12 protein-coding genes are annotated in these 15,596 nt (G+C 55.3%); 5 read left to right on the top strand and 7 right to left on the bottom strand.

The features are described from left to right. Window positions 1–32 precede the first annotated feature (32 nt). The 3 genes from wecA to trxA all read right to left on the bottom strand — a co-directional run bounded on the left by wecA (window position 33) and on the right by trxA (window position 3,322). Entirely contained in the window at window positions 33–1,106 is a 1,074-nt protein-coding gene (gene wecA, locus VIJ98_RS00725; protein WP_008105746.1) for a UDP-N-acetylglucosamine--undecaprenyl-phosphate N-acetylglucosaminephosphotransferase, read from the bottom strand. A 278-nt stretch (window positions 1,107–1,384) separates the two neighbouring features. Continuing rightward, on the bottom strand, window positions 1,385–2,644 hold the full coding sequence (rho, locus tag VIJ98_RS00720; protein WP_008105744.1) for a transcription termination factor Rho: 1,260 nt from the start codon (window positions 2,642–2,644) through the stop codon (window positions 1,385–1,387). Window positions 2,645–2,989: 345 nt separating this feature from the next. Next, entirely contained in the window at window positions 2,990–3,322 is a 333-nt protein-coding gene (gene trxA / locus VIJ98_RS00715; RefSeq protein ID WP_008105741.1) for a thioredoxin TrxA, read from the bottom strand. 117 nt (window positions 3,323–3,439) lie between these two features. Between trxA and rhlB the strand changes: the two genes are divergently transcribed. Further along, on the top strand, window positions 3,440–4,735 hold the full coding sequence (rhlB, locus tag VIJ98_RS00710; RefSeq protein WP_008105739.1) for an ATP-dependent RNA helicase RhlB: 1,296 nt from the start codon (window positions 3,440–3,442) through the stop codon (window positions 4,733–4,735). 7 nt (window positions 4,736–4,742) lie between these two features. Further along, on the top strand, window positions 4,743–6,227 hold the full coding sequence (ppx, locus tag VIJ98_RS00705; protein WP_061719353.1) for an exopolyphosphatase: 1,485 nt from the start codon (window positions 4,743–4,745) through the stop codon (window positions 6,225–6,227). Window positions 6,228–6,291: 64 nt separating this feature from the next. On the opposite strand, the gene rep is transcribed toward ppx, so the two are convergent. Continuing rightward, on the bottom strand, window positions 6,292–8,313 hold the full coding sequence (rep, locus tag VIJ98_RS00700; RefSeq protein WP_008105735.1) for a DNA helicase Rep: 2,022 nt from the start codon (window positions 8,311–8,313) through the stop codon (window positions 6,292–6,294). 72 nt (window positions 8,314–8,385) lie between these two features. Between rep and ppiC the strand changes: the two genes are divergently transcribed. Next, window positions 8,386–8,667 carry a peptidylprolyl isomerase PpiC gene (gene ppiC / locus VIJ98_RS00695; RefSeq protein ID WP_008105734.1) on the top strand — a complete coding sequence of 94 codons (282 nt, stop codon included), beginning with the start codon at window positions 8,386–8,388 and terminating at the stop codon, window positions 8,665–8,667. Here ppiC and VIJ98_RS00690 read toward each other — a convergent pair whose 3' ends face one another. Continuing rightward, window positions 8,668–10,728 (bottom strand): AsmA family protein, encoded by a 2,061-nt coding sequence (locus VIJ98_RS00690; protein WP_323271870.1) that lies wholly within the window; start codon window positions 10,726–10,728, stop codon window positions 8,668–8,670. Window positions 10,729–10,789: 61 nt separating this feature from the next. Beyond that, on the bottom strand, window positions 10,790–11,563 hold the full coding sequence (pdeH, locus tag VIJ98_RS00685) for a cyclic-guanylate-specific phosphodiesterase (RefSeq protein ID WP_323271869.1): 774 nt from the start codon (window positions 11,561–11,563) through the stop codon (window positions 10,790–10,792). Window positions 11,564–11,845: 282 nt separating this feature from the next. Here pdeH and VIJ98_RS00680 point away from each other — a divergent pair, with 282 nt between their 5' ends. Both VIJ98_RS00680 and VIJ98_RS00675 read left to right on the top strand, forming a co-directional pair. After that, window positions 11,846–12,778: a sugar kinase gene (locus tag VIJ98_RS00680; RefSeq protein WP_323271868.1), complete on the top strand. Its 933-nt coding sequence runs from the start codon at window positions 11,846–11,848 to the stop codon at window positions 12,776–12,778. A gap of 366 nt (window positions 12,779–13,144) precedes the next feature. Continuing rightward, window positions 13,145–14,017, top strand: coding sequence for an alpha/beta hydrolase (locus tag VIJ98_RS00675; RefSeq protein ID WP_008105727.1), 873 nt, complete (start codon window positions 13,145–13,147; stop codon window positions 14,015–14,017). Between the two features lie 3 nt (window positions 14,018–14,020). Here VIJ98_RS00675 and VIJ98_RS00670 read toward each other — a convergent pair whose 3' ends face one another. Next, complete coding sequence (locus tag VIJ98_RS00670) at window positions 14,021–15,529, bottom strand: pitrilysin family protein (protein WP_258144303.1); 1,509 nt, start codon at window positions 15,527–15,529, stop codon at window positions 14,021–14,023. Window positions 15,530–15,596 lie beyond the last annotated feature (67 nt).

Here is a 15,596-nt window from a genome sequence, read left to right as displayed (position 1 = left end):
AAAATCCTTATCAGGGTACTTTTCTGGGTAATTTATTTTTTATCTTCGCTGCTTTGCCAGCGACGTTTAATGCGACGGATTTTGCGCGCCACGCGCCATGCGTGTTTCAGGCAATAGCCGTAAAGGAGGAACGCCATCATGAACAGCACCAGCATCACCCATTCCGGGATGAAAGCCAGATACTCGCCGAGCACACCAATACCCGCCAGAATCGCGGCGGCGACGGTAATCAGCAGGAACGCCTGACGGGAAGTGAATCCGGCGCGCATGATCAAATGGTGAATGTGCTGGCGGTCAGCGGAAAACGGGCTCATGCCTTTACGCAAGCGGCGATACATAATCGCCACCATATCCATCAGCGGAATGGCGATCAGCCACAGCGCGGTGACGGGCGTAATTGGATGGCTGAGACCTTGGGTGGTTTCCAGCAAAATCCAGATGATGGTGAAACCAATCATGGTGCTGCCGGCATCGCCCATAAACACTTTGTAGCGACGGCCAATCAAACCGAGATTGAGCAGGATATAAGGAATGGTGGCGGCGATCATCGCAAAGCACCACATGGCGAGGCTGGTCTGGCCGTCGAAATAGAGAATGATGCCGATCGCAGCGAATGTGACGCTGGAGAGGCCGCCAAGCAGGCCATCAATCCCATCCACCATGTTGAACGCGTTGATGGCGGCCCATACGGCGAACAGCGTCAATACATAGCCAAAGGGACCGACAATCAACTCAACCGGCCCAATAATAAAGCCCAGACTGAGCAAATAGAGTTTGGCACCGACCATCATCACAATGGCGACCGCCGCCTGCACCAGCGCGCGGATTTTAACGCTGATATCGAAGCGATCGTCCAGTGCGCCAACCAATACCAATACGCCCGCGCAGCTCAGATAAAGCATCGCGTGCGGCAAATAATAATTTGAGATGGCAAATGCGAAGCAGATCCCCGCGTACACGGAAATACCGCCAACTAACGGAATGGCGCCATGGTGCCTTTTTCTGGAGTTTGGTGTGTCCACGAGCCCAATTTTTTTAGCTGCTTTGCGAGCAAAAAACAGGAACACTAAAGTAAAAAGAAAAACTAAACCAAGCTCAGTACTCATAGTGAGTAAATTCACGTTAATGCTCTCAGCTAAAATCGTGGACAACAATATGCAAAACACCTGCCATTGCCATATATCCCTATTCCGAATTCTGCTGCAGAAAAGCCTGATTGTTGAAAAAACACCCGCATCTCTGCCACAGTCATTTTAAAAGCTTCCTGACTGCGCTAATCCTAATGCCCATAAATAAAAAACGCCACGTTAAGACGTGGCGTTAGCAATATTTCCTGGCAAATTGTGCGAATCACCGCTTGGCTTAGCGACTCGCCGATCGCAACTTAGGAACGCTTCATCATATCGAAGAATTCGTCGTTGGTTTTGGTCATGGCCAGTTTGTTGATGAGGAACTCCATCGCGTCGATTTCACCCATTGGATGGATGATTTTGCGCAGGATCCACATCTTCTGCAGCTCTTCCTGAGTGGTGAGCAGCTCTTCTTTACGGGTACCGGAACGATTGTAATCAATCGCTGGGAATACACGCTTCTCAGCGATTTTACGCGAGAGGTGCAATTCCATGTTACCTGTACCTTTAAACTCTTCGTAAATCACTTCGTCCATCTTCGAACCGGTATCAACCAGCGCGGTTGCGATGATGGTCAGGCTGCCGCCCTCTTCCACGTTACGTGCCGCACCGAAGAAACGCTTCGGACGATGCAAGGCGTTAGCGTCCACACCACCGGTCAGGACTTTACCTGATGCTGGAACCACGGTGTTGTAGGCACGCGCCAGACGCGTAATGGAGTCAAGCAGGATGATCACGTCTTTCTTGTGCTCAACCAGGCGCTTGGCCTTTTCGATTACCATCTCAGCAACCTGCACGTGACGTGACGCTGGCTCATCAAAGGTCGAAGCGATAACTTCACCTTTAACCAGACGCTGCATCTCGGTCACTTCTTCCGGACGTTCGTCAATCAGCAGCACCATCAGCAGGCAATCTGGATAGTTGTAAGCGATGCTCTGCGCGATGTTCTGCAGCAGCATGGTTTTACCCGCTTTCGGCGGCGCCACAATCAGACCACGTTGACCACGACCAATCGGAGAAGCCAGATCCAGCACGCGTGCAGTCAGGTCTTCAGTCGAGCCATTACCGCGTTCCATACGCATACGCTTGCTGGCGTGCAGCGGCGTAAGGTTTTCGAACAGAATCTTGTTACGCGCGTTTTCCGGCTTGTCGTAGTTAACTTCGTTAACTTTCAACAGCGCAAAGTAGCGTTCACCCTCTTTTGGCGGGCGAATCTTGCCAGAAATGGTGTCACCAGTGCGGAGGTTGAAACGGCGGATTTGACTAGGAGAGACGTAGATATCATCGGGACCGGCGAGGTAGGAGCTATCTCCAGAACGGAGGAAACCAAATCCGTCCTGTAATATCTCCAGCACACCATCACCAAAGATGTCTTCGCCGCTTTTTGCGTGCTGTTTCAGGATAGAGAAAATAATATCCTGCTTGCGCATACGCGCCTGGTTTTCCAGCCCCATATTTTCGCCGAGGGTAATCAGCTCAGAAACCGGCGTATTCTTTAATTCGGTAAGATTCATAGTGATGGGTTCTTAAACTCGGGGTAATTCTCGAAATGATTGTCGTGAGTGGTATGGCAAAAATTCCATGCCTGTTAATGGCTCTTTTTCAACTCAGCTCGACGATTATCGTCAGATGTGGCGATAGGAAACGAGGAGACGGTCGAAAGATGATGCCGAATGTGCTAGTCATCAGATTGCCAAACCACGATAACGTTCATTGCGAGTAGGGTCTGACAAGGGAAAACTTAGATGCAAACTACAAGGTAAGAGCGTAATGCAGTGAACTCAACTTAACACGCTTAAAGTGAGACGTCCAGCAGTGGCGAAAAAATTCACCACCGCCGAACAAACACCACGCTGGGCTTAGGCCAGGTTGGCGTTCAGGAACTCTTTCAACTGTCCTTTAGACAGTGCGCCAACCTTGGTTGCCGCCACTTCGCCGTTCTTGAACAGCAGCAGAGTTGGGATACCGCGGATGCCGTATTTCGGTGCCGTACCCGGGTTGTCATCAATGTTCAACTTAGCGATGGTAAGTTTACCTTCGTACTCTTCTGCGACTTCGTCGAGAATTGGGGCGATCATTTTGCAAGGACCACACCATTCAGCCCAGAAATCTACCAGAGTGACACCGTCTGCTTTCAGTACGTCTGTGTCGAAACTGTCATCGGTCAAGTGAACGATCTTATCGCTGCTCATGTTTAACTCCAAAAGATTGCGCCTGGCGAATTGGCGGAAATGATACCAACGTAGGTTGACTTTATTTCATCGGATACGCTTTCGTAAAGCGCTAGTAAGCTGATATTCTACCACACTATGAGCAAAACACACTTAACTGAACAGAAGTTTTCCGACTTCGCCCTGCACCCTCAGGTGGTAGAAGCCCTTGATACTAAAGGCTTTAGCCACTGCACGCCTATTCAGGCGCTCGCGTTGCCTCTTACGCTTACAGGGCGTGATGTTGCGGGTCAGGCGCAAACCGGTACCGGCAAAACGATGGCGTTCCTTACGTCAACGTTTCATTATCTTCTTTCTCATCCTGCCGCAGAAGGTCGCCAGACTAATCAGCCACGTGCGCTGATCATGGCCCCGACGCGTGAGCTCGCCGTACAAATTCATGCCGATGCTGAACCATTAGCGAAGGTCACTGGCTTAAAGCTGGGCCTGGCTTATGGTGGCGACGGCTACGATAAACAGCTGAAAGTGCTGGCTGAGGGTGTCGATATTCTGGTGGGCACCACCGGACGTCTGATCGACTACGCCAAGCAGAACCATGTCAACCTGGGCGCGATTCAGGTTGTTGTGCTGGATGAAGCCGATCGCATGTTCGATCTCGGCTTTATTAAAGACATTCGTTGGCTGTTCCGCCGCATGCCGCCGGCCACCCAACGCCTGAGTATGCTGTTCTCTGCTACCTTGTCTTACCGCGTGCGTGAACTGGCGTTTGAGCACATGAACAACGCCGAATACGTGGAAGTTGAGCCTGAGCAGAAAACCGGCCACCGCATCAAAGAAGAGCTTTTCTATCCTTCGAATGAAGAGAAAATGCGCTTGCTGCAGACGCTAGTAGAAGAAGAGTGGCCAGATCGCGCCATCATCTTCGCTAACACCAAGCACCGCTGTGAAGACATTTGGGGCCATTTGGCTGCCGATGGTCATCGCGTAGGTCTGCTGACCGGTGATGTGGCGCAGAAAAAACGTCTGCGTATTCTCGACGACTTCACCAAAGGCGATGTGGATATCCTGGTTGCCACCGACGTCGCGGCACGTGGTCTGCACATTCCTGCCGTAACGCATGTGTTCAACTACGATCTGCCTGACGATCGCGAAGACTACGTTCACCGTATTGGCCGTACTGGCCGCGCGGGCGCCAGCGGTCACTCCATCAGCCTGGCGTGCGAAGAGTACGCGCTGAACCTGCCGGCAATCGAAGAGTACATCGGTCACGGTATCCCGGTCAGCAAGTACAACAGCGATGCCTTGCTGAATGAACTGCCACCGCCGAAGCGTCTGCAACGCAGTCGTTCAGGAAACGGTCCACGCCGTGGCGGGAACAACAATAACCGTCGGAGCGGCGCGCCGCGCAATAGCAACCGTAAACGTTCGGGTTAAGCACACCATGCTAAGCGCATCGTCACTCTATGCAGCGATTGATTTAGGTTCTAACAGCTTTCATATGTTGGTGGTGCGCGAGGTGTCTGGCAGTATTCAGACCGTCGCGCGGATAAAGCGCAAAGTGCGTCTGGCGGCTGGCCTCGACAAAGCGAATCATCTCTCTGCTGAGGCGATGCAACGTGGCTGGCAGTGCCTGAAGTTGTTCTCCGAACAGCTGCAGGATATTCCTCCGGAACAAATCCGCGTGGTGGCAACCGCCACGCTGCGCCTTGCCGAAAATGCGCAGGATTTCCTCACAACGGCTGAACAGATTCTTGGCTGCGCGGTGAATGTCATCAGCGGCGAAGAAGAAGCGCGCCTGATTTATCAGGGTGTAGCGCATACCACCGGCGGTTCCGATCAGCGTTTAGTGGTCGATATCGGCGGCGGCAGCACCGAACTGGTGACCGGCGAAGGCTCGCATGCCACCACGCTGTTCAGCTTGTCGATGGGCTGCGTAACCTGGCTTGAACGCTATTTCAGCGATCGCCATCTGGCAAAAGAGAATTTTGAGCAGGCCGAACTGGCCGCGCGCGAGATGATCCGTCCGGTGGCCGCTGCGCTGCGTGAGAAAGGCTGGCAAATCTGTGTCGGCGCGTCAGGCACCGTACAAGCGTTGCAGGAAATTATGATGGCGCAGGGCATGGATGAGCGCATCACCCTGAGCAAACTGCAACAGCTGAAACAACGCGCGATTCAGTGCGGCAAGCTGGAAGAGCTGGAAATTGAAGGATTGACGCTGGAGCGCGCCTTAGTGTTCCCGAGCGGTTTATCGATCCTCATCGCTATCTTCCAGGAACTGAGCATTGAAGGTATGACGCTGGCCGGTGGCGCACTGCGCGAAGGCTTAGTGTATGGCATGCTGCATCTGCCGGTTGATCGCGATATCCGCAGCCGCACATTGCAGAACGTGCAGCGTCGTTTTGCCATTGATATTGATCAGGCCGGTCGTGTGCGTCAGTTGGCGGAGAGTTTCTTCCGTCAGGTGAGCAGCAGCTGGAAGCTGGATAACCGATGTCGCGATCTGCTCCTCAGCGCCTGTTCCATCCACGAAATTGGCTTGAGCGTCGATTTCCGTCAGGCACCGCAACACGCCGCATACCTGATTCGCCATCTCGATCTTCCTGGCTTCACTCCCGCACAGAAAAAAATGCTGGCTTGCCTGCTGCAGAACCAAAGCGGCAGCATTGATTTGGCGTTGCTGACTCAGCAAAACGCCGTGCCGCCGCGCATGGCGGAGCGTTTAAGCCGCTTGCTGCGTTTAGCGATTATTTTCTCGAGTCGTCGTCGCGATGACACTTTGCCTGCCGTGCGTTTACAGGCGGATGATGATGCGCTGCATTTGACGCTGCCAGCCGGTTGGCGCGAAGTGCATCCGCTGCGTTCTGAGCTGCTGGAGCAGGAGAGTCATTATCAGTCGTACGTACATTGGTTATTGACGATTTCCTGATGTTCTGGCGGCATGAATGCCGCCCCTACCATTGACGTAGGGTCGCCATTCATGGTGACCGCTCTCAACCCTTCTTCGCATTCTCCAGCATCGCTCTTAACCCGGCGACACGCGTCTGTCCGGTCTTCACGCGCTCTTCTGCGCTCACCACTTTTTTCTCGCGCTCCCACACCACATCGTCCTGCGGCAACTCCAGCAGGAAGCGACTCGGTTCCGGGCGCATCAGCTCGCCGTACTGACGGCGTTCACGGCATAGCGTAAAGGTCAGCTCTTTCTGCGCACGGGTAATTCCCACGTAAGCCAGACGTCGCTCTTCCTCGATATTGTTCTCATCGATGCTGCTCTGGTGCGGCAATAAGCCCTCTTCCATGCCGACCAGATAGACATACGGGAACTCCAGCCCTTTTGAGGCGTGCAGCGTCATCAGCTGCACCTGATCGAGTTCTTCGTCGCTCTCACCGCGCTCCATCATGTCGCGCAGCGTAAAGCGCGTCACCACCTGCGCCAGCGTCATCGGTTCGTTCAGCTCATCGCCTTCCAGCATCTCGGTCATCCACTGGAACAGCAGATTGACGTTCTTCATGCGCATCTCAGCCGCTTTCGGGCTGGGCGAGGTTTCAAACAGCCAGCTTTCGTAGTCGATGCCGCGAATCAGGTCGCGCACGGCGTTCACCGGCTCACGTTCGGTCAGCTGGACGATCTCATTCAACCAGTGCGTAAAGCGCTGCAGATGCTCCAGCCCCCGCCCGCTCAGCGTTTGCTCAAGCCCCATATCGAAGCTGGCGTTATACAGGCTTTTATTGCGCAGGTTGGCCCATTCGCCCAGCTTTTGCAGCGTTGCCGGACCAATCTCACGGCGCGGCGTATTCACGATACGCAGGAACGCGCTGTCATCTTCCTGATTGGTCAGCACGCGCAGGTAAGCCAGCAAATCTTTGATTTCCGGACGCGAGAAGAACGACGTGCCGCCCGAGATACGATACGGAATACGGTTTTGCATCAGCTGCTTCTCGAACACGCGCGACTGATGATTGCCGCGATAGAGAATGGCGTAATCTTTGTAGGCGGTTTTGTTGATGAAGTGATGCGCGATCAGTTCACCCGCCACGCGTTCCGCTTCGTGATCTTCGTTATTGGCGCTCAGCACCTTCAGCTCGCTGCCCTGCCCCAGTTCTGAGAACAGGCGTTTCTCGAATACGTGCGGATTGTTGGCGATAAGGATATTGGCCGATTTCAGGATGCGCTGCGTCGAGCGATAATTCTGCTCCAGCTTCACCACTTCCAGCGCCGGGAAATCCTGTTGCAGCAGCACCAGATTTTGCGGACGCGCGCCGCGCCACGAGTAAATTGACTGATCGTCATCGCCCACCACGGTAAAGCGCGCCCGCGCGCCCACCAACAGCTTCACCAGCTCATATTGGCTGGTGTTGGTGTCCTGATACTCATCCACCAACAGATAGCGAATGCGCTGCTGCCAGCGTTCGCGCACTTCCTGATTGCGCTGCAGCAGCAGCGTCGGCAGTGCGATTAAGTCGTCGAAATCCAGCACGTTGCAGGATTTCAGGTGTTGGTCATACAGCTGATAACAATGCGCAAAAATCTGGTCACGCTGCGATTGCGCCAAACCGGCTGCGCCCTGCGGATCGACCAAATCATTCTTCCAGTTGGAGATGGTGGAAATCAGCTGCTGTAACAGCGTTTTGTCCTCTTCCAGCCACTGTTTGGTCAGGTCTTTGAGCAAAGCCAGCTGATCCTGATCGTCGAACAGCGAGAAGCTGGCTTTCATTCCCAGCGCCTTGTATTCGCGTTTGATGATCTCCAGCCCCAGCGTATGGAAGGTGGAAATCATCAGGCCGCGCGCCTCTTTACGTCCCAACGTCTGCGCCACACGCTCTTTCATCTCGCGCGAGGCTTTATTGGTAAAGGTCACGGCGGCGATATGGCGCGCCTGATAGCCACATTCGCGGATCAGGTGGGCGATTTTGTTGGTGATCACGCGGGTTTTACCCGAGCCAGCACCGGCCAGCACCAGACAAGGACCGGTGACAAATTCGACAGCTCGTTGTTGGCCGGGGTTTAAACGCATAACGGAATTCGCTCAGTGGGATCAAAAGAAACAGGGTTATAATGGCCGGATTATACACATTAGGACTTCATCATGGCGAAAACCGCGGCGGCTTTACATATCCTCGTGAAAGAGGAAGCGCAGGCCAAATCCCTGCTGGCGCAGCTTGAAAAAGGGGCGAACTTCCAGCAGCTGGCAAAGAAACACTCTACCTGCCCATCCGGGCGCAACGGCGGTGATTTGGGTGAGTTTCGTAAAGGGCAAATGGTGCCGGCATTTGATAAGGCGGTCTTCTCCTGTCCGCTGCTACAGCCTTACGGACCGGTGAAAACCGCCTTTGGTTACCACATCATCAAAGTGCTGTGGCGTAACTGATCACTTCTGATTCTTCATCTGCTGAAGCACGTTATTGCACTGATTGTCGTCGGTATCGCTAGGCGAAATCAGTGCGATCAACGCGGCGGCCGGCGCGACTACTGCACCGAGCGCCACCGCTGCAGCACCGCGCGCAATCAGCGGACCGGCTTTCACGCCGGCATCCGGATTTTTAAAGGTGCCGCGCACATACAGCGGTGAACGCAGCGTAATGATACGAATCCCTTTACTCTCCGGATTGATCGACAAGTCCATGCGTTCATTCGCGAAGTTGACGTTGCCCGTCACGTTGATCACCGCGTTCTCGGTATCCAGCAAGAACAGTTTTGGCGTCGCTAAACCCTGACGAATATTCAGATCGGTTGCCGCGCAGTTGATCTTCACTTCGTCATCGCCGAACAGTTTGCCCACCACATAGTTACCGACGTTCAGTCCGGCAATCTCCATCAGGCTGCGGCTGATCAGGCCATCATTCATCAGTAGCTTCAGTTCGCCATCGCTGGTACCCAGTAAGTCCGCCACAGAATTGCCGGTGCCGCTCAGCGAGGCATCGCCGTTAAGCTGGCCCAAACTGTTCTGCATCGCGGTGACATCCGGGAACAGCTGACGCAGGCGCAGCTTACGCGCATGCAAATCGGCGCGTCCGCGCATCGGGCTGCGATCGCCTTCCAGATGAATGGTGGAGTTGATGCTGCCGCCGGCCATCCCGAAGCGCAGCGGATCGAGCAACAGGTCGCCGTTTTTCAATTGCAGATGGGTATAGAGATCGCTGAGCGGCAGCTTGCTGCTGTGTTCAATGCGTTTGCCGCTGAACTTCACATCCGCATCCATCACATCCCAGCTCTTGGTATCGAACTTGTCATGCGGCAGAACGCGATCGGCAGGCTGCGTTGAGGCATCGCCGCGTTGCGCTTTGGCCTGCTGCGTTTTCTCGCTGCCTTTGCCGGAATTGACGCCAATCAGCGGCCCCAAATCTTCCATCCGCAATTGGTTCGAGGTCAGTTCACCGGTCAAGGTGGGACGCGGTTTACCCTGACGATAAACAAGGGAGCCGTGAATATCGCTGTCGCCGATGTGGCCGTTAAACTTCTCGTAGCGGAACAACGGCCCTTTCTCCTCGTTGAAACGCGCAATCAAATGACCGTCGGTTTCATAAGGTGGCGTATCAGGCAGCAGCACGCCCGTCAGGCCATACAGATTCGCCAGCGTATCGCCCGCGAAGCGCAAACGCACATCCAGCCCGCCAAGATTGAGCGGATCCTGCAAGGTGCCGTCAATGCGCACGCGTGTGGTGCCATTACGCACATCCACCTGCAGCGGGAACGGCGTGGTTTTACTGCGCAGCGATAACATGCCGCCAATTTTACCGTCGCCATCCAGCTTCTGATTGTTGTAAGTGCCGTTCGCCTGCCAGCCAAAGACAAAATCACCCGCGCCCTTCTGCTGATCGTCGCCGCCCGCCACCTGCGCGTATGGCACCGGTTTGCCCAGCGGATTGATGGTTACCGTGACGTCGGCTTTATTGACGGCGTCGCGATAGCGCACTTGTCCCTGATCGAACAGGATGTTGTCGAGGCGGAAAGACCAGGCAGAAGGCGTCGCGTTCGCATCGCTGTTCTGGCTGCTGGCGAGATCAAAGGTCCAGTTATTCTTTTTGTCAGCAGTTTGCACCAGCCGCGCATCCGGCTTTTGCATTTTGATCCACGGCAGGTAGATCTGCTGATGCAGCAGCGCCAGCGGCACAATCGTCGCTTCAACGCGCTGCAGATGCACCATGGTGACATCAGGAATGGATGGCGGATTACCGAGCATCACATCGTCGGCATGCACCTGCGGCCACGGCACCCAGCTGCGCCAGCCTGGTTCTTCGCGATTGCGAACCCATGCCACGCCGAGATCGCCGCGAATCGCGAAAGGTCGGTTCAGTTCGGCTGAAACTTTTTGATTAATCGTAGGTTTCAGGCGGTTCCAGTCAAAGGTGGCGATGATCACCACAATCACTACAACCAATAACAAAAAAATCCCGAACACCCAGCTCAGGATCTTTCGAGTACGTGACATATTGCTTCCTCCTTGCCCTTCCACGTCTGACTAAGGATAGTCGAGACGTCGCGGAACGGGATCAGGGAAGCTCAAGTGCCATGCGTTCAAGCTCGCTAAACGGCACCGGACGCGAGAAGAAGTAGCCCTGCGCCGCCATGGCTGGCGAGCTGCGAACCTGTTGCCACTCCTCTTCGGTTTCCACACCTTCGACGATGACGCCGTTGCAATAACGGTTAATCAACGCCAGCAGCATCGAGAACATTGAGCGGCCTTCATCGCTGGCGCGCAGCAGCATAAACAGCTCGCGCGACAGTTTGATGTAGTCGTAACGCAGTTCGGTCAGCGCCGAGAAGTTCGCCATGCCGGAGCCAAAATCATCCAGCCACAGCGGCCCGAGTTCCGGCATCTTCGCTACCATCTCTTCCTGCGGCAGCGCATGATGTTCCGTCAGTTCGAAGCGCACCCACGGCAGCTGTGCGATCAGCGTGCGAATCGACTCATGCTGCTCAATCTCCATCAGCGTTGGACCGTCGATATTCACCGACGCCACCAGCTGACGCTGATTGAAAAACGGTGACCATGTTATCAGCAGCTCGAGTTGTTCCTGGACGACAGCGAGCCGCTGCGCGATAGTCAGTGCTTCAAAATAGTCTTCGGGCGACAGCCTTTTTTCTGGCGCGGAGGGATGAGTCACCGCCGTCAGTAATTCAATGGCCAGCAAGCGGCCGGAAACCTGATAAATCGGCTGGAAAGTATAGAATCGTTGGCACTGCTGCCAGAAGAGACGCGTTTCCTGTTGTTGTTCCAGTTCATTTGAAACAGGCAGCCGATGACTCAAATTCTTCATCACCATGGTTTTTTCCTGGTTGGTGTCGAGTGCCTGCAAATAGCATCTCAGCGGCAAGTATCGGCGATCGCCGGGATAACTTTATCAATCTCGTTAGTCCCATGAATAGTTGAGTGTAACAGCGTGCGTCGCGCTTAATCGGCAAAACAAAACGCGCTTTGGCCGTTAAATCGCCGTAGCGCCGGCGGTTTACTGCCTTAAGTTAAATCAAAACATCGTTTTAAAAACCATTGACGACTGCCATACCAGACGCGAGACTAAGGCAGAATTCACTATAGGCCGAAGACCATGACGCAGAAGAAAATCGCCATTATTGGCGAATGCATGATTGAGCTGTCCGAGAAAGGTGAGAACATCAAACGCGGTTTTGGCGGTGATACGCTGAACACGGCGGTTTATCTGGCGCGCCAGTCAGATAACCAGCAGCTGCGTGTCGATTATGTCACCGCACTCGGCACCGACAGCTTCAGTGACCAGATGATCGCCGCCTGGCAGCAGGAAAAGGTCGAAACCGCGCTGATTCAGCGCCTCGACAATAAAATGCCAGGCCTGTATTTCATCGAAACCGACGAACACGGCGAGCGCACTTTCTGGTATTGGCGCAACGACGCTGCCGCCCGTTTCTGGCTGGATAGCGCGCAAGCGGACCAGATTTGCCAGCAGCTGGCGCACTACGATTATCTCTATTTGAGCGGCATCAGCCTGGCGATTCTGCCAGCGGCCAGTCGCGACAAATTGATGGCGCTGCTCCGCGCCTGTCGTCAGAACGGCGGCAAGGTGATTTTCGACAACAACTATCGTCCGCGCTTGTGGGCCGATAAAGCCAGCGCCCAGCAAGCGTATGCCGAGATGCTGCGCCATACCGACATGGCATTCCTGACGCTCGACGATGAAGATTTGCTGTGGGGCGAGCAGCCGCTGGATGCGGTGATTGCCCGCACACGCGCCGCTGGCGTAAAGGAAATTGCGATTAAACGCGGTGCAGATTCCTGTCTGGTGGCGGTCGGCGATGAGCCGCTGCGCGACGTCGCCGCCATCAAGCTGGCGAAAGAGAAAGTGATCGATACCACCGCAGCAGGCGACTCCTTCAGCGCCGGTTATCTGGCGGTGCGTTTAGCCGGTGGCAGCGCCGAAGATGCCGCCGCACGCGGTCATCTCACTGCCAGCACGGTGATCCAGCATCGCGGCGCGATTATCCCGCTCAGCGCAATGCCACGTTAATCCAGCTGCACATTTGTAGGGTCGCCATTTATGGCGACCAAATCCATAAACACCGCTAACAAACCCACCCGCAAAGTTTGCCTTAACGCAGCATTTTTCCCTGCCAATTTCCGCTAATCACCTGACTCATCCACTTCTGTAACAAAACCCGCATTGCTTCTTCAATCACGCTAATCAGATCGATTTAAATTCAATGCGTTATGGCACGAAATCTGGCCGCCAGGCATAGTCCGAAACTGGCTAAATCGGCGGTTTTCGGCTGGACGCCAGCGGCAAAAGAGACCATGTTTTAATCAATAACAGCAGGACGCTGTTACTCCGGCCGCGAAAAAAATAACGACAACATGACTCGCTCAGGACTGACTTATGCACACAGAAATCATCAACATCTGGCCACACGGTGATGCGCCAGGCGCGAGCGATTCGCGCGCTCAGCCGCAAATCGTCGATCTCGCCAAAGAGTACGAACCTTATGACCGCGCCGCCACCGGCGTGCGCTGCCCGGAGATTGCCATCTGGCATCCGGAAACCTCGAACGGCATCACGCTGCTGGTGGCGCCGGGCGGCGGTTATCAGCGGGTTTTGATCGACCGCGAAGGCAGCGCGCTCGCCACCTTCTTCACGTCAATGGGCTACACGCTGGCGGTGATGACGTATCGCCTGCCGTATGACGGTCACCATGAAGGTCCAGACGCGCCGCTGGCTGATGCGCAGCGTGCGGTGCGCGTGCTGCGTGAACGTGCGCAGCGCGGGTTGAACGGCAAATATATTGTGATGATGGGCTTCTCGGCGGGCGGACACGTTGCCGCCAGCCTCGGCACGCGCTTTGGCGAGAAACTCTATCCGGTGCAGGATCAGGCCGACAGCTTCACGCCGCGCCCGGATGCGATGGTGCTGCTCTATCCGGTGATCAGTATGCGCGAAGGTCTGGCGCATGAAGGTGCGCGCACCCGCTTGCTCGGCGCGTGGCCGGATCAAAGAATGATTGATGCGTACTCAATGGAAACGCGCGTGCATGCGCAAACGCCACCGACGCTGCTGATTCACGCCTCCGATGATGAGTCGGTTTCGGTGAACAACAGCATGGTGTTCTTCAGCGCGCTGCGTGAGCACAAAGTGCCGGTGGAGATTCACTTCTACCAAAAAGGCGGCCACGGATTTGGTATCCGTGGCGTGGCAGATTTGCCTTTGGCGAGCTGGCCGATGCTCGTCACCGAATGGCTCAGAGCGAAGACCTGATAATCAGGATGATGGCGCGGTCTGTTCCGCCGCGCCTGCACTGTTATCCGGCTTCACGTCTTCCGGGCTAGCCGGAGCCGCTGGCGGTTCCGGTAGCTTCATCACTTTGTCCCAGCCTTCCTGCAGCATCTTCACGTTGGTCTCGGCTTCACCCTGCGGCTGAATCAGCACCATGGTCAGCTCCTGCGACAGTTGCTGACGCAGCTCCTGATTCAACTGATCACGCGTCATCTCGCCGAGGAACGTCTGACGCAGCTTTTGATACTGCTCAGGCGCAATGTCCACTACCGAATTTTGCTGCGAGCGCAGACGCTGGCCCATCAGAATATCGGTGTCGGTGCGGGCGTAAGTGGCAAACAGCTTATTGAGCTCCAGCAGCTTCTGCGCCATCAGCGCATCAAACTCCTCCTGCGGTAACCCTTTGTCGCGCACCGCCGCCAGCTCTTTCGCCACCTGATTCATATTCTGCGGCAAAGAGGCGTTGGGGCTGTCCATGTTGATCGAGCACTGCGCGCGCTGATAAAGCACACGGCAATCGAAACCAACCTGCACGCTTTGCGCTTTGCTGTCAGCCAGCGCGCGCTGCACATGCCAGAACAGCGCTTCACGCGCTAAATCGCTCTGCCAGTAGCGCTGCAAATTCTGCGAATCGCGAATCGGCTGCCATGCGGTGTCCCACACCAGCGACAGGCGATCCTGACTCATGCCGCCATTCACCAGATTCACCGGCTGATGCGGCAGCGGTGACAGCGTTGGTAACGCGGCAGGCGCAACACGCTTGCCTTTCAGCGGCGCAAAAGCTTTGTTGATCTGCTCCGCCATGCTGCGGCTATCGACATTTCCCACCACGTACAGCGTCATGCCGTCTGGCGTGTACCACTGCTGATAGAAGCTGTTGAGCTGGGCGATATCCACCGGCGCGCGCGGTTGCTCGCCCGGATCGTGCGCCAGCATCGCCGAACCTTTTAGGCGATAGCGCCACCACACATCCTGGGTATTAGCGGGCCAGGTGGCAATCGGGTCGGTGGCCGTTAACGCGGTAGCCACCACCTGCTCATTAATCGTCATTTTCCCGGCGGTCGCCGCCAGCCAGCTGAGCGCTTCTTTCAGCAGATCAGGGCGGTTATTCGGCAAGCTCAGGTTGTATTGGGTGTAATCGTACGACGAGATGGCGGGCGGCAGCGGACGTTGCGGATCCATGGCTTGCTGCCACAGCGCGCGTTGCTGATTGGTGTCCAGCGTGGCGTTATGCACCATCGCTAAACGCGGTAAAAGATGGCTATAGCCAGTTTGTTGCGCACTCTCCACCAGCGAACCGGTGTTAACAATCAGGCGTAGTTCAATACGATCGCTTGGACGTTGTGGTGTGGTCAGCAGCTGCCAGCTAAAACCATTGTCCAGTTTGCCTTCCTGCCAGGCGGGATCGGGTTGGAGCGTCTCGGCGTGCACGCCAAAACCGGACGCTGCCAGTAGCAATCCGCCAACCAAAAGCCGAATTCTGGTGCCCTGCATGTGAACCCCTACTCAAACAGATCAACGCTCGTTAGCGCGGCATGTTCGGCCACATCTGGGGTGACCG

The organism is Pantoea sp. S18, assembly GCF_045689705.1.
Classification (GTDB): domain Bacteria; phylum Pseudomonadota; class Gammaproteobacteria; order Enterobacterales; family Enterobacteriaceae; genus Pantoea; species Pantoea symbiotica.
Note: the sequence above shows the minus strand (reverse complement) of the source record. Positions and strands in the feature narration are given on the sequence as shown.

Excerpts from the sequence above, each read along its gene's own strand:
- wecA (WP_008105746.1), bottom strand. The coding sequence starts at position 1,106 with ATGAGTACTGAGCTTGGTTTAGTTTTTCTTTTTACTTTAGTGTTCCTG.
- rho (WP_008105744.1), bottom strand. The coding sequence starts at position 2,644 with ATGAATCTTACCGAATTAAAGAATACGCCGGTTTCTGAGCTGATTACC.
- trxA (WP_008105741.1), bottom strand. The coding sequence starts at position 3,322 with ATGAGCAGCGATAAGATCGTTCACTTGACCGATGACAGTTTCGACACA.
- rhlB (WP_008105739.1), top strand. The coding sequence starts at position 3,440 with ATGAGCAAAACACACTTAACTGAACAGAAGTTTTCCGACTTCGCCCTG.
- ppx (WP_061719353.1), top strand. The coding sequence starts at position 4,743 with ATGCTAAGCGCATCGTCACTCTATGCAGCGATTGATTTAGGTTCTAAC.
- rep (WP_008105735.1), bottom strand. The coding sequence starts at position 8,313 with ATGCGTTTAAACCCCGGCCAACAACGAGCTGTCGAATTTGTCACCGGT.
- ppiC (WP_008105734.1), top strand. The coding sequence starts at position 8,386 with ATGGCGAAAACCGCGGCGGCTTTACATATCCTCGTGAAAGAGGAAGCG.
- VIJ98_RS00690 (WP_323271870.1), bottom strand. The coding sequence starts at position 10,728 with ATGTCACGTACTCGAAAGATCCTGAGCTGGGTGTTCGGGATTTTTTTG.
- pdeH (WP_323271869.1), bottom strand. The coding sequence starts at position 11,563 with ATGGTGATGAAGAATTTGAGTCATCGGCTGCCTGTTTCAAATGAACTG.
- VIJ98_RS00680 (WP_323271868.1), top strand. The coding sequence starts at position 11,846 with ATGACGCAGAAGAAAATCGCCATTATTGGCGAATGCATGATTGAGCTG.
- VIJ98_RS00675 (WP_008105727.1), top strand. The coding sequence starts at position 13,145 with ATGCACACAGAAATCATCAACATCTGGCCACACGGTGATGCGCCAGGC.
- VIJ98_RS00670 (WP_258144303.1), bottom strand. The coding sequence starts at position 15,529 with ATGCAGGGCACCAGAATTCGGCTTTTGGTTGGCGGATTGCTACTGGCA.